We start from the raw sequence: 21,813 nt of genomic DNA, 5'->3' as shown, positions 1-21,813 counted from the left end.
ACGTCTATCGCGCGGGCTCCTCGGGGTGTTCGTGCATGGCCTGCCATTTGTCGAGGAATTGGCGGTAGCGCTCCAGGGCCTCCTCGACAACGGACAGATCGGGTGTCTCACTGGACTTGACCAGGACAATCAGGCCCCGGCCCTCCACCTCAATATTCGGCTCCGGATGGCAGACCACATCGTCGTTGTCGTCGATGTAGGCCAGCGCGGTGCCGATACCGTGGCGGATCAGCGCGCTGACTATATCAGACCAGGTCAGGTCGTCCAGTGTCAGGTTATACCTATGTGGATGATCCTGCTCGTAATTGAACATATCCTCCAACACCTTTTCGGTGCCCGGGGCCACCACTGCCCGTACCATGATTTCCGGATAGGTCCGGACCGGTCGGATCACCGAGCGGACGCCAATGGCACGGAACCGCTGCCGGTTGCTATCGCTGACGCATTCCGCGGTGATCTTGCTGGCCAGGTTCAGTTCGCTGAGCCGGTGGGCAATGTCGAAGGTGTAGCTGTCGGAGGAGGGATCGGTCTCGTCCAGCGCCAGTAGCAGGATATGCCGTGCCTGTCCGGCATGGGCCGCCTTGAGATCCTCTTCACTGGCGCCGGTGCCGTGGTAGTGGACCAGGCCAATGTCCTTCAGCTCCGGTGGCAGACCATTGGCGTACTTCTGGGTGAGGATCATGATCGGCACGCTCTCGTAGCCGGGAATCGCCCGCAACTGGGTGGCGACCCGCATGAAATACTGCTCGCCGCCCCGGCGGGGCGTGTTGATGATCAGTACGTGGTTTTTCATGTTGTATCTCCAGCGGCCGGTCAGGATACGTTCCCGGCGATAGAAGCGGTATTCGATGTAGTCACTGATGATCAGTGTCAGCAGGGTGATGGCGGTGATAAACATCAGCGCCATGGTGCTGATGCGACCGATGACCGTGGTTGGTGCCAGGTCGCCATAGCCGACCGTGGTCAGCGTGGTCATGGTCAGCCAGAGGGAATTCCACAGGGACAATGGCTCCACGGCCCACAGGATCAGGGTCTGTGTCAGTACCAGTCCGATCAGGAACAGGAAAAGCCGCTTCAGGCGACTGCGGATGATGCCCGACATCGGCAGATGGGTCAGTTGGTGTTCCGGGTTCAGCGGGCGGCGATTGGGCAGCATTCTGGATGGATTCCCGGCAGCTCCTGTGGGATGGACACGAGGACCCTGTTATCGTCCCCGGAACCGGGGCTTGTGCGAGGGCTCCTTCCGTATACAGTAAAGGAGCCCCTGAATAAACCCTGGCCAGCCTTGCCCGCACCAGGATTTATTCAGGGACTCACCACTGAATATAACAGAGATACAGGGGGTTGCGTTATGACAGAGCCGTGGAGCGGTCTGCCGGCAGTACTGGCGGATGAGGTGTCCGGCGCCTGGCGGCATGTGTTTCCGGAGGGCGTGCCTGCCTGGGCCGACGAGTCCGTCGGCCTGGGGGAAGCGGACCTGGCCGGTGCCATGGCCCGCAGCCCGTTCCTTAGGGAGACCCTGCAACGGCACGGCGACCTGGTCCGCGAAGCGGTGGAAGCGCATCCCCTGAACCAGCCGACCACGGAGGACAGCCTGCGGCAACGCTGGCAGCAGTACCTGGCCGATGTTACCGACGAGCCCTCGTTGCATCGGGCCCTGCGGCGTTTCCGGCGGGAAAGCCAGTTCCGCATGATCTGGCGGGACGCCATGAAACTGGCGGACTACCACGAGACCGTGGCGGCGGCCAGTGACTTCGCCGATATCGGCATCCAGGCGGCGCTGGACTGGCTGTATCCCCGCGCCTGCGAGGAACTGGGCACCCCCTACGGCACCGACCCGGTGACCGGGGAGGAGACACCGCAACCCCTGATCGTGCTGGGAATGGGCAAGCTGGGTGGGCATGAGCTCAATATTTCCTCGGACATTGACCTGATCTTCGCCTTCCCGGGCAAGGGCGAGACCCGGGGAGGTCGCCGCTCCCTGGACAATCAGCAGTTCTTTATCCGCCTGGGCCAGAAATTGATCCAGGCCCTGGACCAGATCACCGCCGATGGCTTCGTGTTCCGGGTGGACATGCGCCTGCGACCGTATGGCCAGAGTGGCGCCCTGGCCCTGAGCTTTGCCGCCCTGGAAACCTACTACCAGGACCAGGGCCGTGAGTGGGAGCGTTATGCCATGGTCAAGGCCCGAGTGGTGGCTGGCGACCCCGACGCGGGTGGAGTGCTGATGGAAAGCCTGCGCCCCTTTGTCTACCGCAAGTACATCGACTTCAGCGCCTTCGAGTCACTACGTTCCATGAAGGCCATGATCAACCGGGAGGTCCGGCGCCAGGGGCTGGAGAACAACATCAAGCTGGGCGGCGGTGGCATCCGCGAGATCGAGTTTGTGGTGCAGGCGTTCCAGCTCATCCGTGGTGGTCGCGACCGGGAGCTGCAGCAGCGGGAACTGCTGGCCATCCTCCGGGAGCTGGAGGAACTGGAACTGCTGCCCTCGCCAGTGGTGGTGGAGCTGCGGGAAGCCTATGTGTTCCTGCGTAACCTGGAACATGCCCTTCAGGGCATGGAGGACAAACAGACCCAGTTGCTGCCGGACGACGAGTTGGGGCAGGCCCGGGTGGCACTGATCATGGGCTTCGAGGACTGGGCATCGTGCCTGGAGGCACTCGACCAGCACCGGGCACGGGTCTCCCGCCATTTCGCGGATATCATCGCCCTGGACGAGGACGACGAGGAAGCCTCCGACCTGGACGAGGGCTGGCACGAACTCTGGCTGGCGGAAATGGACGACCAGGCCGCCATCCAGTGGCTCGACAGCCACCAGTTCGAGGATCCGAAGGCCAGCCTCGCCCTGCTGGATGAGTTGCGGGACAGCCGCACCGTCCAGATCATGCAGACCCAGGGACGGCAACGCCTCAACCAGTTCATGCCGGTGCTGCTGGAGGCCCTTGGCCATGTGGAGCAGCCGTCGGAAACCCTGTCCCGGGTGCTGCAACTGGTGGAGGCCATCCTGCGCCGTACCGCCTACATGGTGCTGTTGCTGGAAAACCCCGGGGCCCGGGCCCAGTTGGTGCGCCTGTGCAGTGAAAGCCCCTGGATTGCCCGCCAGCTCGCGGAAACGCCGCTGCTGCTGGACGAACTGCTGAACGCGGAAAGCCTCTACCACCCGCCGGCCAAGGCGGAGCTGGAGGACGACCTGCGCCAGCAGATGCTGCGGATTCCCTATGAGGACCTGGAAGAGCAGATGGAGTCGCTGCGGCATTTCAAGAAGGCCCACATCCTGCGGGTGGCGGCCTCGGAGCTGCGAGGCACACTGCCGCTGATGAAAGTGAGCGATTACCTGACCTGGATCGCCGAGGTGGTGCTGGACCATGTGGTGGATGTGGCCTTCGCCAACCTGGTGAGCCGTCACGGTTACCCGCTGCGGTCGGATGGTTCCGCCTGCGACAAGGATTTTGCCATTATCGGCTATGGCAAGCTGGGCGGGCTTGAGCTGGGCTATACCTCGGACCTGGATCTGGTGTTCGTGCACGATGCCGACCCGGAGCTGGCCACCGACGGTGACAGGCCCATTGATAATGCCGTTTTCTATACCCGTCTGGGGCAGCGTATCGTCCATATCCTCAATACCCAGACACCGTCGGGCCAGCTCTATGAGGTGGACATGCGCCTGCGGCCGTCCGGCAACTCCGGTCTGCTGGTGAGTACCCTGCCGGCGTTCGAAAAGTACCAGCGCAACGATGCCTGGACCTGGGAGCATCAGGCCCTGGCCCGGGGCGTGGCCGGCTGTCCCCGTACGCTGGAGGCCTTCGAGAGTCTGCGGCACGACATCCTCTGCCAGCACCGTGACCGGGACCGGTTGCGCAACGACGTGGTGGAGATGCGCGAGAAGATGCGGGCCAGCCTGGGTACCCCGGAATCAAAACAGAACAAGGTCTTCCACATCAAGCACGACACCGGCGGCCTGGTGGATATCGAGTTCCTGGTGCAGTACCTGATGCTGGCCTGCAGCGAGGCCCATCCGGAACTGACCCAGTGGTCCGACAATATCCGCCAGCTTGAAGAGCTGGGCCGTGCCGGCGTGCTGCCCGGGGAAGATACGGAGAAACTGCGGGAAACCTTCATTACCCTGCGCTCCACTATCCACCGGCGGGCCCTGCAGAACCTCAACAGCCAGGTGGCGGGGGATGCGTTTCCCCAGGAGCGGGAGTATGTACGACACATGTGGCAGCAGGTAATGCTGGATGGTCGCTATGGTTAGCATCCTACACTTCTGTTCGGGGATTTTTCCTGATAAACTGCCGTTTTTCCGAAAAACCTTTTCCAGGAGCAGCAACAATGTCGATGGCAGATCGTGATGGCCTGATCTGGCTGGATGGAGAGATGGTTCCCTGGCGCGATGCCAAGACCCATGTCCTTACCCATACCCTCCACTATGGTCTGGGCTGTTTCGAGGGCGTGCGGGCCTACAGCACCGACCGGGGCCCGGCCATTTTCCGGCTGGAGGATCACACCGATCGCCTGTTCCGCTCCGCCCATATCCTGAACCTGAAGATGCCCTTCACCAAGGCGCAGCTCAACGAGGCCCAGCGCCGCGCGGTGCGGGAAAACAACCTGGACGAAGCCTATATCCGTCCGATGGTGTTCCTGGGCTCCGAGGGGATGGGCCTGCGGGCCGACAACCTGCAGGTGCACGTGATGGTGGCGGCCTGGAGCTGGCCCTCCTACATGTCGCCGGAGGCCAAGGAACTGGGCATCAAGGTACGCACGTCGTCCTATACCCGGCACCACGTCAACATCACCATGTGCAAGGCGAAGGCCAACGGCAACTACATCAACTCCATGCTGGCCCTGAACGAAGCCATCTCCGGTGGTGCGGAAGAAGCCCTGCTGCTGGATAACGAAGGCTACGTGGCGGAGGGCTCCGGCGAGAACATCTTCATCTACCGTGATGGTGTGCTGCACACCCCGGAACTGACCTCCTGCCTGGAAGGCATCACCCGCCAGACCATCCTCGACTTCTGCAAGGATGAGGGCATTCCGGTGAAGGAGCGTCGTATCACCCGGGACGAGGTTTACATCGCCGAAGAGGCCTTCTTCACCGGCACCGCAGCGGAAGTACTGCCCATCCGCGAACTGGACGGCCGGATCATCGGCGAGGGCAAGCGCGGTCCGCTGACCGAGAAGCTGCAGAGCCGGTACTTCGATGCCGTCAAGGGCAAACTGCCCGAGCACAGCGACTGGCTGACCCCCGTCCAGGGCTGATCGCGCCAGCGTGACACACGAGCCGCCGTCTGCTGGTCAACAGCGCGGCGGCTTTATGGTTTCCAACCTGATTCGACAGGAAAAATCATCATGGCAGACGTTATCAAGGTTCCCGTGTCCTTCGGAGAAGTGCTGGACAAGATCACCATCCTGGAAATCAAGTCCGAACGCATCCAGGATGAGGCCAAGGTCAGGAACGTGCGCCTGGAACTGGATGAACTGACCGCCACCTGGAATGAAGCGGTGCCGGACCAGTCCGCCATTGCCGATCTGCGCGCCCAGCTCAAGTCGGTGAACGAGCAGCTCTGGGAGATCGAGGATGACATCCGCGACCAGGAAGCGGCGCAGGACTTCGGTGACCGTTTTATCGAGCTGGCCCGCGCGGTCTATGTGACCAACGACAAACGCGCCGCCATCAAGAAGGACGTTAACCTGGCCCTGGGGTCCCGTTTCGTGGAAGAGAAGTCCTACCAGGACTACACCGCCAGGAAGTAACCCGCTATCTGCCCCTTGCCCGTGTCCCGTCGCCGGCAAGGGGCGAACCTGATCCCCGTCAATTTCCCTTCCTGTACCGACTTGTAATTTCTCCGTTTGCGTCAACTATAGAACGGTAGAAACCGTGGTTGAGCACAAGCGAGGGGTTACATGGACTTCAAGGACTACTATGCCGTACTCGGGGTAAGTGAGTCTGCCACCCCGGAGGAGATCAAGAAGGCCTACCGCAAGCTGGCACGGAAATACCATCCGGATGTCAGCAAGGAATCGGATGCGGACGCCAGGTTCAAGGATGTGGGCGAAGCCTACGAAGTGCTCAAGGACCCGGAAAAACGGGCCGAGTACGACGAGCTTCGCAAATACGGCGCCCGGAAAGACGGCTCCTTCGAACCACCGCCCGGCTGGCAGAGTGCGTCCGGCTTTGGCGGGGGTGGTTACACCGATGCCGACGCCCGGCAGTTCAGTGATTTCTTCGAGGAGATCTTCGGTGGTGGCCGTGGCTTTGGCGGTGGCTTCCGCCAGCAGACCATGCGCAGCCGGGGGGAGGATGTCCACGCCCGGGTGGCGCTGTTCCTTGAGGAAGCCTTTCATGGCTGTGAAAAGCAGCTGAGCTACACTGTCCATGAGTTTGACGACCGCGGTCGGATGATCGCCCGCCCGAAAAACCTGAAGGTGAAGATACCGGCGGGCATGAAGGAGGGCCAGCATATCCGGCTCAAGGGGCAGGGCTCGCCCGGCATTGGCGGTGGCCCCGATGGCGATCTGTTTATTGAGGTGGAGTTGGCCCCCCACCCGCACTTTACCGTGGAGGGTCGGGACCTGTTGATCACCGTTCCGGTAGCGCCATGGGAGGCCGCACTTGGCGCCACGGTGACTGTGCCTACGGTGGGTGGCAAGGTGAAGCTCAAGGTCCCCCCGGGCTCCAACAGCGGACGCAGGTTGCGCCTCAAGGGCAAGGGGCTGCCCGGTAAGCATCCGGGGGATCAGATTGTGGTGCTGCAGGTGGTTATGCCGGAACAACACAGTCATGAAGCGCGTTCATTGTATGAAAAGTTGGCCGAGGAGGAGAGTCACTTCAATCCACGCCAGAAGCTGCACGTTTGACAGGGGGGCAGGATGAAAACCACGGAAACGATTGTCAGCGTTGAGCTTGAAGATGCGGAAGGCACCTTCACCCTGAGGGAGTTCTGCGAGCGTGGCGAATGCCATGCCGAGTTTGTCATCAAGCTGGTGAGTTACGGTATCATCGCGCCGGTTGAGGAAAGTGGCGATACCCGTGACTGGGCCTTTGACCTGCAGGCCCTGGCCCGTCTGCGCAAGGCCCAACGACTGCAGCGGGACCTGAAGATCAACCTGCCCGGGCTTGCCATGTCACTGGACCTGCTGGACGAACTCCAGGACATGCGTCGGGAAGTGGACCGTCTGAATCGCCTGTTGCACGGCTTTGTGTCGCACTGACTGATACCCCGGGGCCGGTGCGGGCCCCGTCAATCCCCACTCCTCCGGGGCTCCAGACCCTGGTGAGTTTTCTCGCCTTTCCCTGTTTTCCTCGACCGACTTTTAGCAATCCCAGCGTCGTTCTTTCCGATGGATTGTGTGTTCAGCGCGTTAAAGCGCCGGGAATACCAGGTTAACAAAAGGTTCATGTCCCATGGCTGGACATTTTATTTTTTGGGAATAAAATCCCAATAACGCATGGGAAAATAATCCCAAACTGCAGGGCGGGTTCGGCGGTACTGCCTGGTAAGCAAAACAACCTCGAGACCGGTGGAGAGAATAATGGAACGCAATAAGCTGACAATGGCAGTAAAGGCCCTGATGATCGGAGCGCTCGCGGGCTCCCTGGCCGCCTGCGGCGGAGGCGGTGGCTCCGGTTCGAGCGGTGGTTCTGGTGATAGCAGCACTTCGGCCAGTGGCACCAGCGTAGGGCCGGTATCCGGTTTTGGCAGCGTTTACGTCAACGGAACCTATTTCAATACCGACGACCTGGGCGGCAGCATCACCAGCGATGACGGCCTCGCCCTGGAAAGCGAACTGGAAAAAGGCATGATCCTTCTGGTGAAGGCCGACTGGGACGATGACCTGAATGAAGGCCGCGCCCGCAGTGTGGAGTACGACGACACCCTTCGCGGTGCCCTGACGGCGTTTAGCTGGGACGATGTCGAGAATACCGGCTCGTTGACCGTGGCTGGCCAGACCGTGGTTCTGGATGGGCGTACCGTGATCAGGAGTGGCGCTGATCTCGCCACCGTGTCCGGGGCACCGGGGAACTACCGCGTCCGTGTCAGTGCCTGGCGTCAGGGGGACGGCAGCTTCCGGGCAAGCTTCGTGGGTATCCGCCCGATCGGTGACCGTTTCACCGATGATGATGAGCTCGAAACAGAGGTCGAGGGTGTCATCGCTGATCTGGACCGTGAGGCCCGGACGTTCACCATCAATGGATTACAGGTGGACTATGGGTTGGCTGAATTCGATGACGACCTGGAGGGGGCCGACGATCTCCGCAATGGCCTGGTCGTGGAGGTCGAGGGTTATCTCAGTGACGGCGTGTTGATCGCCCGGGAAATCGAAGGGGACGACGACTGGTTCGATGACGACGATGACGTGGAGTTGTCCGGCGCGATCGTGGGTGACTACGATGCGGGCGCCCGGCGATTTACGCTCAATGGTGTGACGGTTCAGGTCACCGGCGATACCGAATTTGATGATGGTCTCCGCGAGAGCCAGCTGGCTGATGGTCTGTATGTGAAAGTGGAAGGCAGGTATCGCGATGGCCTGCTTGCGGCCGAGGAAATTGAGCCCCGGGACGGCGATGCGGAACTGGAAGGTGTAATCGATTCCGTCAATCTTGCGGAAAACAGGATGCAGGTGTCCGGTGTGGCAGTGGCCATTACCGTCAATTCCCTCATCGAAGACGACGATGATGACGATGATGCCCGTAGACGTACCCAGGACCTTGAGTCCCTGTCGCAGGGACAGTATGTGGAAATCGAGGGGCGTCAGCGGTCCGACAGCTCCGGCAGTTTTCTGGAAGCCTTCAGAATCGAGCGTGATGATGACGACAACAGCGACTTCGAAGTGAAAGGCCGGGTGGATGAGATTTCCGGTGACACCCTCAGCATTATGGGGCTGACCCTGAACCGGGGCAGTGCCAGCTTTGGCGGAATCTCCGCGGATACCCTGGTTGAAATCGAATTCGGGGGATCCGGCGGCAGCTATATCATCACTGAGATCGATATCGAAGACGATGACGACGATGACTGAGCCAGGCGGGTAATTGAGGGGCCGGTCACGGCCCCTCTCTGGCAGTTTCCCCTGTGATGGGAATACAATCCCAAACATGACCGATCATACCCCGACCCCGTTGCACCGGGCCCTTTACCGGATCCTTCGGCCACTGGCCCGTCTGCTTCTTCGCAATGGCATTCCATTTGGCGATTTTGCCGAGCTGATGCGGCGAGCGTATGTGGAGGCTGCACTGGAAGACTTCAGGGACCAGCGCAGAAAAATGACCGACTCCCGGGCGGCGGTACTCACCGGACTGACCCGCAAGGAGGTCAAGCGGCAGCGTGAAATACTGTCCGGCCAGCCACTACAGCCGCGGGAGAGTCGCCAGGGCAACCGTGCCTCCCGGGTGGTTGCCGGTTGGGTGCACGATACCCGTTTCCAGGATGCGGAAGGCCGCCCCTCGGTGCTGCCACTCGAGGGCAATGCCAGCTTCAGTGAACTGGTTCGGCTGTACAGCGGTGATATGACGCCAAAGGCCGTACTGGATGAGTTGTTGCGGGTGGGGGTGGTCAGCCAGGGCGCCGGAGGCTCTGAAGGGCTGGTGCTTCGCAAGCGTGCCTATGTGCCTGCCGGGGATGATGCCGAGATGCTCCATATCTTCGGCGAAGATGTATCCGACCTGATATCAACCATCGATTACAATCTGGTGAGCGCCAGGCAGGGACAATCACCGCTTTTCCAGCGGACGCTGAGCTATAACAACATTCCACCAGAAGCCATTGAGCAGTGGCGCGAGGTGGCGGGTCATGAGGCCCAGCAATTCCTGGAACAGCTCGATGGCTGGCTGGGGCCCCGAGACCGGGATGTGAGCGGTGGGCATGGGGATGACCCAGGGGCCGTGCGTACTGGCATCAGCGTGTTCTATTTCGAAGAGCCTGTCCAGAACGGACCGGATGGAGAGGGACCATCATGAACATGAAATCTCGGGTTTCCATACCGTTACTGCTGTCACTGACGATGTTGCTGGCCAGTTGTGGCGGCGCGGGTGGCGGCAGTGTCGCCGAAGGCGGTATCCGCGGAACAGGTTCGAGTGTCGGGCCCGTATCCGGCTTTGGCAGCGTTATTGTCAACGGTATCCGCTTTGTGACCGAGAATCTGGGCATGGACGACTTTCAGGGAGAAGCCGGCGTCTCCACCGAAGAAGACCTGGAAAGAGGCATGATCCTGCAGATCCATGGCGAATGGCGGGATAGTGGCGAGGGTGAAGCCGATTCGGTCCGCTACGATGACACTCTGCGCGGGCCGGTAACGGGGATTCCGCAGCCCTGGGATGAGACAACCCGGCAGGGGCGCATTGAGGTCATGGGCTTCGAGGTGAATCTCGATGCGCTGACACAGACCACGCTGGCGGACCTGGCGACGATCAGCGTCGGCCAGACTCTGCGTGTCAGTGGCTGGTTGCGGGCGGATGGGCGTTTCCGGGCAAGTTATGTGGGGCCTGTTACAGCGGAGGACACCGGTGAGGAGCTTGAGGGCAACCTGTCAGTCACCGGCGATGAGCCCAATCAACGTTATTTCGTGGATGGGCTGGAATTACAGATCCTGTCGGGAGCGGTCTGCGACCCACTGCAACTGGCTGACGGAATGCCAGTGGATGTGGAAGGTGAGTATGTCAGCGGAGCCCCGTTCACCGTGAGTCGTATCTGTAACGGCGGCCCATCGGCTTTCCTGGATGCATCGCTGAATGACGATGTGCAGATCGCCGGCGTAGTGACCCGGGCCTTTGCCGCCAGGGAAGTTGACAGTGGGAGCTTCGCTCTGAATGGTATTCCAGTGGCTACCCACGGAGGCACTGAGTTTGGTGATTTGATGTCATCGGACATCAATCCGGGCGTACTGCTGCAGGTGGAGGGCGACTACATCAACGACAATGGTGTGCTCACGCTTCGGGCCGACGAGATTGAGTACCGGGACACGGATGCGGAACTCGAGGGACGGCTCGATGGCATTGACAGTGATGTGCTCCAGTCCGGCGGCGTCGAGATCCTCCTGACCGCCTTCACCATTCGCGGAGGCGATGATGACGATGAGGCCTGTCCGGTCCGGTTCGGGCCCGAACATGTTGGCCGTATCCAGTTGGAAGTCTCGGGTATCCAGCGTTCTGCGGACGGAGGGTATCTGGAGGCACTGGAAATCGAGTGCGAGAGCGAGGCGGATGACTCCGGGTATGAGATTGAGGGCCGGGTTACCGCGTTGAACGATGAGCCTGGGACCAGAACCCTGACCATACTGGGAGCCGTGATCCGGGTTGATGCCGGTACCGGGTTTGAAGGCCTTGCCTTTGCAGACCTGGAGGGCGAAAGGGTCGAAGTGGAATACAGGGAAGTGAATGGTGAATATATTGCGGAGGAGATCGAAAGCGAGAATGAAACGGACAGCGATAACGACGACTGAGTATCCTGGCGGCGTCCTGTCCGTTTTTCCTTGAGGAAGCGCGAGTCTGGCAAAGGAATGTTGTTCCCCTTTACCAAACGCCTCACAATAGCGCTTCTGAAAAACGCACCGTTCGTCTGCTACCGAGATCAGGAGATCGCCCATGGGTGAAGCCAAACGACGCCAGAGCGCCGGGAGCCCATCGCCCCGCAAGGGTTCCGGAAAATCCGTTATCTACATCGGACTGGTTGTGGTCGTGGTGGCAGTGGTCGCCGCCCTGTACTACATGACCCGCCCGCCGACGCCGGACTCGGACAGCCTGCCCGATGTGTCGGCCGATACACCGGCCTTTCCCGCTGAACTTGATCGCTACGGTATTTCGGTGGGGCCTGAGGACGCCGAGGTGGTGGTCAGGGAGTTTGCCGACTACCAGTGCCCCGCCTGTGCCCGGTTTGCCGATGTCAGCCAGCGGCTGAAAACGGAATATGTCGATCCGGGCAAGGTCCGTTTTGTGTTCTTCGACCTGCCGCTGCCCCAGCACACCTATTCAGTGCGGGCTGCCATGGCCGCGCGGTGTGCCGGGGACCAGGACCAGTACTGGACCATGCACGACCGCCTCTTTGCGGAGCAGAACCGTTGGGAGACCAGCGACAACCCCGGTGAGATGTTCTCCGGCTACGCCAGTGACCTGGGGCTGGATACCCGTCGTTTTGACCGCTGCCTGGAGTCGGAGCTGCACCGGGAAGCCATCGAGGACAGCCGGCAGGTGGCCAGGCAGTTGAAGGTTGCCAGTACGCCCACGGTACTGGTGGACAATATTCCCCTGAACAGCCCGCACTGGGGCCAGTTGTCCGCCGTGGTTGAGCGGGAGCTGGGCGAGGACTGAGTGAGCGCTGAGTTACCATCGCGCCATGGCCGTTGGCCTTCCCATCGCGATTGGTTAGAATCTGCCCGCTATTGAATGCACCGGGGCCTGTCCCCGGTGTTGTCGTTTATTGCTCCGGATTTACGCTCCGGCCCGCAAGGAGAAACCATGACCCAGACGGTTGTTGTCTGCGCACTCTACAAGTTCGCGGAACTGGATGATTACCGCCAACTCCGCCAGCCACTGCTGGATCGGATGCTGGCGAAAGACGTACACGGCACGTTGCTGCTGGCCCGGGAAGGGATCAATGGCACCATTGCCGGTAGCCGGGAAGGCATTGACGCCATCAAGGAATGGCTGGCAAGGGATTCGCGCTTTGAGGGTATCGACTACAAGGAGTCCTTTGTCGACATCCAGCCGTTCAAGCGCACCAAGGTCAAGCTCAAGAAGGAAATTGTCACCATGGGTGTCGAGGGCATCGACCCCAAGCAGACCGTGGGAACCTATGTGGAGCCCGGCGAGTGGAACGACCTGATTGCCGACCCGGAGGTACTGCTGATCGACACCCGCAACCAGTATGAGGTGGAAATCGGAACCTTCCGCAATGCCGTCAATCCCGCCACGGATACGTTTCGGGAGTTCCCCGATTACGTCAAACAGAACCTGGACCCGGAAAAGCACCGCAAGGTCGCCATGTTCTGCACTGGCGGCATCCGCTGCGAGAAATCCACCGCCTTTCTCAAGGAGCAGGGGTTCGAGGAGGTCTACCACCTCAAGGGCGGCATCCTGAAATACCTGGAGGAAGTGCCGGAAGAGAACAGCCTGTGGCAGGGGGAATGCTTTGTCTTTGATGACCGGGTCACAGTCAACCACCGTCTCGAACGTGGCGAGTATGATCAGTGTCATGCCTGCCGCCGTCCGATAACCGGGCAGGACAAGCAGCGACCGGAGTACGAGCAGGGCGTGAGCTGCCACCAGTGCATCGACAGTCTGACCGACGAGCAGCGGGCCCGCTTCGCGGAACGTGAACGGCAGATCCAGCTGGCCCGGGAGCGTGGCGAGGCTCATGTTGGTGGCGAGGCGGCGCGTATCATTGCCGAGCGTAAGGCCCGCAAGAAAGCGGAACGCGAGCGTCAGGCCGCCCTCAGCGCGCAGGGGGAGGCCCCGGCCGGCACACATTCCTGAAACGGAGCATTCATGAAGCTGAGCAGAGCGGTAAGCATCCTGATCCTGGCGGCGGTCCCCCTGGCTGCTTCCGGTCAGGAAGCAGGCTGGCAGGGGGAAGCGGAACTCGGGGTGCTCATCACCACGGGCAATACCGAGGAAACCAACCTCAAGGGCCGGCTGGCGCTCAAGGAGGACGGCGAACGCTGGCGCAATCTGGTCGAGGTGCGTTCGGCGTACACCGAAGCCGAGGACGAAACCACCGCCGAGCGGTATCGGGGCGAGGCGGAGACCAATCTCAAGTTCTCGGAAAACAGCTTCTTTTTCCTGCGCGGGTATTACGAGGACGACCGGTTTTCAGGCTACGATTTCCGCTCCTCCGCAACCACCGGCTATGGCCATCGGGTCTGGCAACTGGACGAGTTGTCTTTCCTGGACCTGTCCGCGGGTGCCGGTTACCGTTATAACCGGCTTGCCGAGCCGGATGAGGATGGCGAACGGCATGAGGAAGAGGTGATTGGCCGGCTGGCCGGGCAGCTTGATTTCGCCCTGTCGGAGAATGCCCTGTTCCGCCAGAAACTCAGTACCGAGTTTGGTTTCGAGAACAACAACACCATCACCGAATCGGAAACCTCTGTCCAGGCCAGCGTGGTTGGCGACCTGTCCCTGAAAATCGCCTACCGCGTCACCCACGTGTCCGACCCGCCACAGGATTCCGAGAGCACCGATACCGAGACATCGGTTTCCATTCTTTACGGGTTCTGAGTCCCGCGCTCTCCCGATGCCGGTTGCCTCACTGATAGGACTCGATAATCCCGGCCAGCTCCCCGGATTCCCGCATCCTGGCCAGCTCCCGGTTGATGAGGGGAACCAGCTCCGCGTGGCGGGGTGGGAACATCAGGCGGTAGGCGACCTCGTCCAGGCGAATGGGCGCCTCGCTGATGTGATCGTCCCAGGAGGGATGGTTCTTCAGCACCCAGTAGCCGGCGTGGGCGTTGCTGACCGCCCCCGCAAAGCGGTCGCCGCCATGGTACAGGCGCTTGAACAGGGGGCGCTGTTTCTGCACCGGTATGGTGGTCACCGTTCCGGTGTCCAGGTGCTCCGTCAGCCAGGGATACCGGAAACCCAGTCGGGTCAGTAACGTGCCCTTCAGGTCGCTGAGGTCCTCGATGGCATGGGGGCTTTCGTCATGTACGAATATGGCATCACGGGTCATCATCACCGGATCGGAGAAGACAAACTCATCCGGGGTGGTGGTCCACTCGATGGCCCTCATGGTGACATCCGAGTAGCCTTCCCGAAGCAGGTTGTCACTGCGCTTGGGCGGTATCTCGATGGAATCCAGCCGTATATCCAGCCGTTGGCTGATAACTACAAGTGTGTCCCAGAAGATACCGGAGACGGTGCCGTTCTCGTGGACAATGGTGAAGGGTGGGTACCCCCCGGTGCTGACGTTAAAGGTCAGCGTGTCCGGGACGTCGTCACTGACAGCGGTGTGTGCCCACATCAGTAGCATGAGGGCAATGACACAGTGGCGCATGGTTGGTACTGGAGCCTTGTTATTGGTTTGGGGGTGACCGGGTGTGCTACTCACATCCGGACTCTTGAACTATAGCCCAGGCTGGGCATCACGCCACAGGGCGGCACTAGATCCGGTTCCTCAGGCCCAGATCATCCGGGTATGGCGACAGGTAATGCTGGCTGCTGAGGTAATCGATGGGTTCCCGGCGCTGGGCCATGCGCAACAGCGTCATCGGCACGATCAGGGGTACTTCGCCGCGGTGGTAGGCATCAATCTGCTCCAGCAGCACCTTGCGTTCCTCGTCCTCAAGCACCTCTCTCAGGTAGCCCATCAGGTGCTGCATGGCATTGACGTGGGAGCCCCGGCTGACACGCTGGGTCATGGCTTCCATGAACCGGTGGATGTAGCGGCCCGCGATATCCTCCAGGGGGGCGGATTTCAGGTCCCCCAGCATGGGGCCAAGCTGGCGGTAGATCTTCTCCGAATGGGCCAGTAACTGGAACTTGTGGCGGGTATGGAATTCGATCAGCGCCTGGGGTGTCAGCCGGTCACCGGCCACATTCTGCATCCAGTCATCGTAGGCGAAGACCCGCTCAATGAAATTTTCCCGCAACTGGTCGTCGTTGAGGCGGCCCTCTTCCTCCACCGGCATGAGCGGATATTCCCGGATCAGTGCCTCCGCGAACATGCCACGACCGTCCCGGCGGGTGACATTGCCATCGGCGTTGTGAACCTTGATTCGCTCCATGCCGCAGGACGGGGACTTGGCCATCAGGATATACCCCCTCAGCTCCGCCAGGGAGGGCAGGACCTGGTCGATAAAGCCCTGCATGGCCACAGTGTGGTCGTCACCACCCTTCACCTCCACCAGTTTCAGACCGTCATCGACCTCCCGCAAGTGGATGGCGGGGCGGGGGACGCCCAGGCCGGCTTCCAGTTCGGGGCAGATGGAACGGAAATCAAAGTAGCGTGACAACACCTGGGTGCAGTAGCGGGAATGCTTATGGCCGCCATCATGGCGGACCTCCCTGCCAAGCAGGCAGGTACTGATGCCAACGGGAATCTTGCTCATGCCGACAGGCTCTTTGGAATCGTGGGCCGAACTCTGTTCCAGAGTATACGAGCGCTGGTCGCGGGTCGATCACCGAGACGCCATTTCCGGCCCTCTCAGGCCCCGGATCCGCGACCGAATCGCCGCTGTTTCTCCTGGTCGAGCCGGGCTGCCAGCAGGGTGGCGTAGATTTCCCGGACGTTGCCGGCGAAGTTTTCCACCGAGTAGTCCCGGGCAAAGGCCAGGGCATTGTCCGAGAGCGTCCGCCTGAGGCCGTCATCGTCCAGCAGCTGCCTGACCCGCTCGCACCAGAGGTCGTGACGTTCCGGAGTCTTATAGCCGTTAACGCCATGGTGGATGACGTCGTCGATACCACTGGAGCGCACCGCCACCACCGGCAGGCCCGCGGCCATGGCCTCCAGGATCACCATGCCCTGGGTTTCCGACTTGGAGGCAAACAGGAAGGCGTCCCCCAGCCGGTACCAGACCGCCATCTCGTCCGGCGGCACGGCCCCCACCAGGCTGATGCAGTCGTCCATGTCCAACTCCCGGATACGTGCCTGCAGGCGGTCACGCTGGTGGCCGTCGCCGATCATCAGGAAGTGGAAGGGCGTGTCGGACTGCTGGCGCAACCCGGCCAGGGCATCAATCATGAAATCGATGTTCTTCTCGTTGGACAGCCGGGCCACGCTGACAAAGACGCGGGTGTCCGCCGGCAGCCCAAGGCGTTCACGCAGGGCCTCGATCTCCTCCGCTCCCACCTGTCGGAAGCGCTCGTACTCGATCCCCGTCGGCTGGACATAGGACGGGGTCTTGACCCCGATCATGCGCAGGTATTCCTCGGTGGAGTAGGTGGGCACGATCACCCCGTCACAGCGGCTGGCAAAGCGCTTGATCAGGGCATGGGAGATCAGGTTGCGGAACAGCAGGCCCGGCAGGGGCACAAAGTGGGCGTAGTGCTCCAGGCGGGTGTGGTAGGTGTATACCGCCGGTACGTTGAGCACACGGGCCATGAACAGGCCCAGGGACCCCAGCCAGAAGGGGTGATGCAGGTGGATCACATCCGGCCGGAAGTCGCGCACCCCGCGACGGATCCGCCCCAGGAAGATGTTGGCCATGCGGAACTCGCTGCGGGCCCCCATGGACAGCAGCGATGGCACCCGCAGCACCCGTTCCTCCCGGTCCGGCTGGTCCTGGTAGGCGGGGGCCACCACCTGCACCTCATCTCCCAGGGCGATCAGGCCCCGACGCAGGCGGTCGATGGAAATGGGCACGCCACCAATGAACGGCAGGTAGTTGTTGGTGAACATGGTGACCTTCAGGGGGCGGTCCAGAAACGGGGTCGGGTCCAGGTCATAGTTGGGGTAGTAGTCCCGGCCCCGGAACACCACCGTGTAGAGTTTGATGGCAAGGATAGTCAGCACGCTGACAATCAGCACGAAGTTCAGGAAGCCGGTGTAGAACAGGGAATAGATAAAGAACCAGAACGCCTCCAGGTGTTTCAGCAGCGGGTGCTGGCGGGTCTCGATCAGCTCCAGTTCGGTGCTGACCCCCTCATCCGACACGGTCACCATCAGGTAGTGGTAGAAACTGTTGTCGGTATTGAGTACCAGGCCGCCGGCACCGCCGGTGGTGATAAAGCGGGTACCGTCCACCTCGGTTTCGGACCAGGTGGCGATGTTGGCCGAGAACACCGTGTCCACCCGATGCTTGCGGAACAGCGACAGCAGGGCCTCCCGGAAGGCCTCCGGGTGCAGGTAGTCGTCCTCGTCATCGAACAGCAGGGCATCGTCCACCTGGAACAGCGGATGGCCCACGAATACCATCCGGTGTTTCGAGCTGTCCTCCTTCAGCAGGTCGGTCAGCCATCGTATCTGCCAGCGCCAGGGGGTCTTGCCGGTACTGTCCAGGAAGATGAACCGGGTGTCGGCCACCCGGAAACTGAAGTAGTGGGGGCCGAAGTGCTCGTAGAACCGGTAGCTGCCGAAGGTGCTGTGTTCATTCTCGCCAAAGGTCAGCAGGTAGGGGATCTCCAGCTTCCCCAGGGTGCCGTAGAGCGCCTGGTACTTGTCTTCACCACCATTATTCACGGCGTTGCCGGCGGAGATCAGGAAGCTGGCATCGCTGGCGTTGATGCGCGGGATGATGCGATTCTCGAACATGCCGACGGAGTTGTTGATATTGCCCACCACCGCGAACCGGAACCGGTCACTGTCGTCAACGGCGCGGTGGATGGCTTCCAGCTGTTGGGTGTGGACCCCCTCGAATTCCGGCAGGAAGTAGTTCAGGTAGGCCTTGTAGCCCAACAGCAGGGCCACCACCGTGATGTTGAGGTAGAACAGCCATTTCAGCGGATTGCGGATCATTTCCTGTGACTCCTCGCCAGATCCCTCTGCAACAGCACCAGTCCGATCAGCATGCCCAGGTAGATGGTGACCACCCGCCAGGCGATGGTCACCAGTACCAGGTGATTACCGCTGAGGATGTCCCGGAAGAAACTGCCGAATACCCCTTCCGAGATTCCCGATGCCCCCGGCGTGGGTGAGAAATACATGATAAAGGTGGTGACCACCAGCAGGCCCAGGGAGTTCAGCCATGACACATCGTAATCCAGCCCGGTCATCAGCAGCCAGGGGAAACTGAACAGGCTCAGCAGGAACACCGCGGTGCATGCCACTGACAACCCTACCCAGCGGCGGTCGCCCTTCACGTAGAAACCGAAACTCCGGGAGAAGCGCATCATTTCCCGCCGGGCCTTGAACTGCCAGCGCCGGTGCCTGGCCGGGCTGATCAGGTGCCACCGGTCCAGCAGGCTAAGCAGCCCGGTCAGTGGCCGGATCAGCCAGCGGGTGCGGAACAGCACCACCGCGAAGAATCCCAGGTAGAGCACGATCAGCAGCGACAGTATCCAGGTGATCTGGCCCAGCAGGGGCTGGTTCTTCAGGGCCGGCAGGGTCATCAGGAACACCGGCGCCAGCGAGAAAATAAACGCGACCGCCAGCACCGTGCGTATGGTGGTCGCCGCCGTGGCAAAGCCCAGGGGCACCCCCTCCCGTTGCAGGTACCAGATCTGGGCAAAACCTCCGCCGGTGGCCATGGGCGTGACGTTGGAAAAGAAGATATTGATAAACACCAGGCGGGCAATAGCCCTCGGGCGGACCCGGTAGCCCAGGGCCCGCAGGGTAAAGTAGAGGCGCAGGCCGTCGCTGGCGAAATAGACCAGCAGCAGTCCCCCTACGGTGGCCAGCGTCCAGGGTGAGAACAGCCGCCAGTCAAAGGTCAGGCTGCGGTCGGCGAACTGCTGGTAGACCACCCACAGTCCCGCGCCGGTGAGTGCCAGGAACAACAGGGAAAAGACAAGCAGGCGCCGGCCGGAGGTGGAAGGTTGCTGTGGGTTCGCCATGGTTCCGGATCCATTGGGGAGTCGCTGGGATCATCCGGCGGGCGGCGGCCCGGGCCTGGGACCCTGTCAGCGTTTCCGTAGAAAAAACAGGGCATAGTGTAGCCCCGCCGGGATGGTGGAGGCCAGGAGTCTACGGGATTTCCAGCGCACAGACTCCAGGCGCACCACCGACACCCTTGAAATCCGCCGGTTGCAATCGCAGGTATAATGGATAATTCAAACCCACCGCCCAAATGGAGCCCCCCATGTCCCGACATTTTGAGCAGGCGCCCGGTTTGCATGACGAGCTGGTGCCGGAGACCGAAGGTTATGTCTTCAACCAGACCATGATGCGCATCCGCAATCCCGAAGCGTCCATGGATTTCTACACCCGTGTCATGGGCATGCGCCTGGTGCGCAAGCTGGACTTCCCGGAAATGGAGTTCACCCTGTATTTCCTGGGTTACCTGGACGATCGCCAGGCGCAGATGGTGCCCGGGGACGACGGTCACCGGACCACCTTCACCTTTGGCCGTGAGGCGATGCTGGAGCTGACCCACAACTGGGGAACCGAGAACGACGACGACTTCCGTTACCACAATGGCAACGACGAGCCCCAGGGGTTTGGCCATATCGGCGTCGCCGTGCCGGATGTCTATGCGGCCTGCGAGCGCTTCGAGAAACTGGGTGTGGATTTCGTCAAGCGCCCGGATGACGGCAAGATGAAAGGTCTCGCGTTTATCAAAGACCCGGACGGCTACTGGATCGAGATTCTGCAGCCGGACATGATGGAGCGCCAGCGCAAGGACAACTGATCCGCGATAGCTGCCCTTTCGCCGGGGGCCGGAGATGCCCCCGGCTTGCTGCCATCGTTAGCGTTTTCGGCCCTGCAGGTGCTGCCGCATGAAGCCAGCGGCCGCCGCGAAGGGCAGCACCGTACGCGGCAGGTAGGGCACCGACCACAGGCCGCCATGGATGGCGTTGTCCATGAACAGTTCGAACGGATGGTCCAGGGCGGTGTCCGGCCTGGATGCCGCCTTCCCGTGCCTCAGTTCATGCACCCATAGCGCCGCCATCAGGGCATTGGTGGTTTCCGGCGCGAACACTTCCACGTTGAACAGGTCCGCCCCTGCAAAACCCGCCGCCAGAGCCGGATTGCTGGTCACGGAGCGGGTGGTGGTGGAGGGCGCGATATTCATCACCGCATGGCGCCCGTCGGCCCGGGCCACCGTGGCCCGCCATTGCTGGAGCCGTTTCGCCAGGGCGTAGTTGGGTCCCTGCTGGGTAATGGTGCTGTCGACAATGCCGTAGCGCTTGCCGTTGCTGCACTCGTACTTCCGGGTGACGCCCGGGGCAAAGGCATGGCGACCCAGGGGCCATTGCACGGCCTTCTTCAGTATGGAACGTTCCCGCCACGCGGTCATCACCCGGTTCGCCACGGCGTCCGGCACCGCGAAGCTGTCCGTCGGCGTGGCCATATAGGCGATGGTGGTATCAGGATTGTCCTGCTGTAGTGCTTCGGCAATGGTATCCATGGCCACCGATACCCGGGTGTGCTTCTCGCCATCCAGATAGGCCAGGCAGCCCACATCCAGCGGCGTCCCGAACCCGGCGAGCCAGCGGGCAATGGCCGGGGCCTGGGTCAGCAGGTTGGCCCCGAGGCCCTCCTGCCAGCCATTGTGCAGGTCCTGTTCAGTCACCCTGGCACTGGCGGCGACGGGAGCGTGGAGCACGCCGTTGCCCTGGCGGACTTCCTGAAGGATACGGTTCCAGGGCCCGGTCGCAGGCACATCGATGGCCACCAGGCGTGCCCGCCAGCGGGCCAGCCAGCCCAGGGGGCCCGCCTCGGACGCGGCCCCGAGCAGGGCAAAGGTACGGTCCGACAGGTCAAACCAGTCCGGGTTGTCCAGGCACCGGTGCAGGGCATCGGCGGCGGAAGGCTCCATCACGCCCCGGACCACCCAGCGTTCCAGCTGCACCCGCAGGCGGTCGCCGGACAGCCATTCGCCATCCACGGGCACGGCCCACGGGGCTGGCCCTTCGGTGCTGCGTCCGTCGATGGTCAGGGTGGTCAGTTCATCCCTGGGCCGGGCCATGGCGTCGTCGATACCCAGGTCACCATCGGCACCGTGGAAGACGAACTCCCGCCGGGTGGCGTCCAGTGCCGCCCGGGCAATGGCCACCGCTGCCTCCGGGCTGGCCAGGCCCAGTTCCACCAGGCGATGGAAATGATCCGCATAACCCTTGCGCCAGTTCCGGGTCTGCCGGATAGCCTCGGCAGCGTCCTCCGATACGGCGCCGGCCGCCGCCGCCAGGATATGCCGAGACGCCTCGGACGTGCTGCGGCGGCCGCTGGATGGGTCCCGGGGGAAGGCGATGCCTTCGGGGTCCTGCTCTGGTCCGGACTGCAT

At 61.8% G+C, this 21,813-nt stretch carries 18 protein-coding genes; 12 read left to right on the top strand and 6 right to left on the bottom strand.

Going from position 1 to position 21,813, the window contains the following annotated elements:
• Positions 1 to 4 precede the first annotated feature (4 nt).
• Positions 5 to 1,156 carry a potassium channel family protein gene (locus RO069_RS06675; RefSeq protein ID WP_328186168.1) on the bottom strand — a complete coding sequence of 384 codons (1,152 nt, stop codon included), beginning with the start codon at positions 1,154 to 1,156 and terminating at the stop codon, positions 5 to 7.
• A 195-nt stretch (positions 1,157 to 1,351) separates the two neighbouring features.
• On the opposite strand from RO069_RS06675, the gene glnE reads away from it, so the two are divergent.
• The 11 genes from glnE (at position 1,352) to RO069_RS06620 (ending at position 14,212) form a co-directional block, all read left to right on the top strand.
• Complete coding sequence (glnE, locus tag RO069_RS06670; RefSeq protein WP_328186166.1) at positions 1,352 to 4,258, top strand: bifunctional [glutamate--ammonia ligase]-adenylyl-L-tyrosine phosphorylase/[glutamate--ammonia-ligase] adenylyltransferase; 2,907 nt, start codon at positions 1,352 to 1,354, stop codon at positions 4,256 to 4,258.
• A 77-nt stretch (positions 4,259 to 4,335) separates the two neighbouring features.
• A complete protein-coding gene (locus RO069_RS06665; protein WP_328186164.1) occupies positions 4,336 to 5,262 on the top strand; it encodes a branched-chain amino acid transaminase in 927 nt (308 codons plus the stop codon).
• A gap of 90 nt (positions 5,263 to 5,352) precedes the next feature.
• Positions 5,353 to 5,757 carry a DUF6165 family protein gene (locus RO069_RS06660; protein WP_328186162.1) on the top strand — a complete coding sequence of 135 codons (405 nt, stop codon included), beginning with the start codon at positions 5,353 to 5,355 and terminating at the stop codon, positions 5,755 to 5,757.
• A 150-nt stretch (positions 5,758 to 5,907) separates the two neighbouring features.
• Positions 5,908 to 6,861: a DnaJ C-terminal domain-containing protein gene (locus RO069_RS06655; RefSeq protein ID WP_328186160.1), complete on the top strand. Its 954-nt coding sequence runs from the start codon at positions 5,908 to 5,910 to the stop codon at positions 6,859 to 6,861.
• Between the two features lie 12 nt (positions 6,862 to 6,873).
• On the top strand, positions 6,874 to 7,215 hold the full coding sequence (locus RO069_RS06650) for a chaperone modulator CbpM (RefSeq protein WP_328186158.1): 342 nt from the start codon (positions 6,874 to 6,876) through the stop codon (positions 7,213 to 7,215).
• Between the two features lie 321 nt (positions 7,216 to 7,536).
• The gene (locus RO069_RS06645) at positions 7,537 to 9,021 is read left to right on the top strand and encodes a DUF5666 domain-containing protein (RefSeq protein WP_328186157.1); all 1,485 of its coding nucleotides are present in this window, start codon (positions 7,537 to 7,539) and stop codon (positions 9,019 to 9,021) included.
• Between the two features lie 76 nt (positions 9,022 to 9,097).
• Complete coding sequence (locus RO069_RS06640) at positions 9,098 to 9,958, top strand: DUF6502 family protein (protein WP_328186155.1); 861 nt, start codon at positions 9,098 to 9,100, stop codon at positions 9,956 to 9,958.
• Positions 9,955 to 11,439: a DUF5666 domain-containing protein gene (locus RO069_RS06635; protein WP_328186153.1), complete on the top strand. Its 1,485-nt coding sequence runs from the start codon at positions 9,955 to 9,957 to the stop codon at positions 11,437 to 11,439. Before RO069_RS06640 ends, RO069_RS06635 begins: the two co-directional genes overlap by 4 nt.
• A gap of 142 nt (positions 11,440 to 11,581) precedes the next feature.
• On the top strand, positions 11,582 to 12,304 hold the full coding sequence (locus RO069_RS06630) for a DsbA family protein (protein WP_328186151.1): 723 nt from the start codon (positions 11,582 to 11,584) through the stop codon (positions 12,302 to 12,304).
• A gap of 147 nt (positions 12,305 to 12,451) precedes the next feature.
• Positions 12,452 to 13,468: an oxygen-dependent tRNA uridine(34) hydroxylase TrhO gene (trhO, locus tag RO069_RS06625; RefSeq protein WP_328186149.1), complete on the top strand. Its 1,017-nt coding sequence runs from the start codon at positions 12,452 to 12,454 to the stop codon at positions 13,466 to 13,468.
• A 12-nt stretch (positions 13,469 to 13,480) separates the two neighbouring features.
• The gene (locus RO069_RS06620) at positions 13,481 to 14,212 is read left to right on the top strand and encodes a DUF481 domain-containing protein (protein ID WP_328186147.1); all 732 of its coding nucleotides are present in this window, start codon (positions 13,481 to 13,483) and stop codon (positions 14,210 to 14,212) included.
• Between the two features lie 28 nt (positions 14,213 to 14,240).
• On the opposite strand, the gene RO069_RS06615 is transcribed toward RO069_RS06620, so the two are convergent.
• The 4 genes from RO069_RS06615 to RO069_RS06600 form a co-directional block, all read right to left on the bottom strand.
• A complete protein-coding gene (locus RO069_RS06615) occupies positions 14,241 to 15,041 on the bottom strand; it encodes a substrate-binding periplasmic protein (protein WP_328186145.1) in 801 nt (266 codons plus the stop codon).
• Positions 15,042 to 15,093: 52 nt separating this feature from the next.
• Positions 15,094 to 16,041 carry a YbgA family protein gene (locus tag RO069_RS06610; RefSeq protein WP_328186143.1) on the bottom strand — a complete coding sequence of 316 codons (948 nt, stop codon included), beginning with the start codon at positions 16,039 to 16,041 and terminating at the stop codon, positions 15,094 to 15,096.
• A 95-nt stretch (positions 16,042 to 16,136) separates the two neighbouring features.
• Positions 16,137 to 18,386 carry a glycosyltransferase gene (locus RO069_RS06605; protein WP_328186142.1) on the bottom strand — a complete coding sequence of 750 codons (2,250 nt, stop codon included), beginning with the start codon at positions 18,384 to 18,386 and terminating at the stop codon, positions 16,137 to 16,139.
• Positions 18,383 to 19,423, bottom strand: coding sequence for a lysylphosphatidylglycerol synthase transmembrane domain-containing protein (locus RO069_RS06600; protein ID WP_328186140.1), 1,041 nt, complete (start codon positions 19,421 to 19,423; stop codon positions 18,383 to 18,385). Before RO069_RS06600 ends, RO069_RS06605 begins: the two co-directional genes overlap by 4 nt.
• Before the next feature lie 245 nt (positions 19,424 to 19,668).
• Here RO069_RS06600 and gloA point away from each other — a divergent pair, with 245 nt between their 5' ends.
• Positions 19,669 to 20,217 carry a lactoylglutathione lyase gene (gloA, locus tag RO069_RS06595; RefSeq protein WP_328186138.1) on the top strand — a complete coding sequence of 183 codons (549 nt, stop codon included), beginning with the start codon at positions 19,669 to 19,671 and terminating at the stop codon, positions 20,215 to 20,217.
• A 57-nt stretch (positions 20,218 to 20,274) separates the two neighbouring features.
• On the opposite strand, the gene RO069_RS06590 is transcribed toward gloA, so the two are convergent.
• Positions 20,275 to 21,813 (bottom strand): hypothetical protein, encoded by a 1,539-nt coding sequence (locus tag RO069_RS06590; RefSeq protein ID WP_328186136.1) that lies wholly within the window; start codon positions 21,811 to 21,813, stop codon positions 20,275 to 20,277.

This window comes from Marinobacter sp. OP 3.4, assembly GCF_036224885.1.
Lineage (GTDB): Bacteria > Pseudomonadota > Gammaproteobacteria > Pseudomonadales > Oleiphilaceae > Marinobacter.
Note: the sequence above shows the minus strand (reverse complement) of the source record. Positions and strands in the feature narration are given on the sequence as shown.

Coding starts and splice junctions, on each gene's coding strand:
- RO069_RS06675 (WP_328186168.1), bottom strand. CDS start 1,156: ATGCTGCCCAATCGCCGCCCGCTGAACCCGGAACACCAACTGACCCAT.
- RO069_RS06605 (WP_328186142.1), bottom strand. CDS start 18,386: ATGATCCGCAATCCGCTGAAATGGCTGTTCTACCTCAACATCACGGTG.
- RO069_RS06665 (WP_328186164.1), top strand. CDS start 4,336: ATGTCGATGGCAGATCGTGATGGCCTGATCTGGCTGGATGGAGAGATG.
- RO069_RS06635 (WP_328186153.1), top strand. CDS start 9,955: ATGAACATGAAATCTCGGGTTTCCATACCGTTACTGCTGTCACTGACG.
- RO069_RS06655 (WP_328186160.1), top strand. CDS start 5,908: ATGGACTTCAAGGACTACTATGCCGTACTCGGGGTAAGTGAGTCTGCC.
- gloA (WP_328186138.1), top strand. CDS start 19,669: ATGTCCCGACATTTTGAGCAGGCGCCCGGTTTGCATGACGAGCTGGTG.
- RO069_RS06650 (WP_328186158.1), top strand. CDS start 6,874: ATGAAAACCACGGAAACGATTGTCAGCGTTGAGCTTGAAGATGCGGAA.
- RO069_RS06620 (WP_328186147.1), top strand. CDS start 13,481: ATGAAGCTGAGCAGAGCGGTAAGCATCCTGATCCTGGCGGCGGTCCCC.
- RO069_RS06640 (WP_328186155.1), top strand. CDS start 9,098: ATGACCGATCATACCCCGACCCCGTTGCACCGGGCCCTTTACCGGATC.
- trhO (WP_328186149.1), top strand. CDS start 12,452: ATGACCCAGACGGTTGTTGTCTGCGCACTCTACAAGTTCGCGGAACTG.
- RO069_RS06660 (WP_328186162.1), top strand. CDS start 5,353: ATGGCAGACGTTATCAAGGTTCCCGTGTCCTTCGGAGAAGTGCTGGAC.
- RO069_RS06600 (WP_328186140.1), bottom strand. CDS start 19,423: ATGGCGAACCCACAGCAACCTTCCACCTCCGGCCGGCGCCTGCTTGTC.
- RO069_RS06610 (WP_328186143.1), bottom strand. CDS start 16,041: ATGAGCAAGATTCCCGTTGGCATCAGTACCTGCCTGCTTGGCAGGGAG.
- RO069_RS06645 (WP_328186157.1), top strand. CDS start 7,537: ATGGAACGCAATAAGCTGACAATGGCAGTAAAGGCCCTGATGATCGGA.
- glnE (WP_328186166.1), top strand. CDS start 1,352: ATGACAGAGCCGTGGAGCGGTCTGCCGGCAGTACTGGCGGATGAGGTG.
- RO069_RS06630 (WP_328186151.1), top strand. CDS start 11,582: ATGGGTGAAGCCAAACGACGCCAGAGCGCCGGGAGCCCATCGCCCCGC.
- RO069_RS06590 (WP_328186136.1), bottom strand. CDS start 21,813: ATGCAGTCCGGACCAGAGCAGGACCCCGAAGGCATCGCCTTCCCCCGG.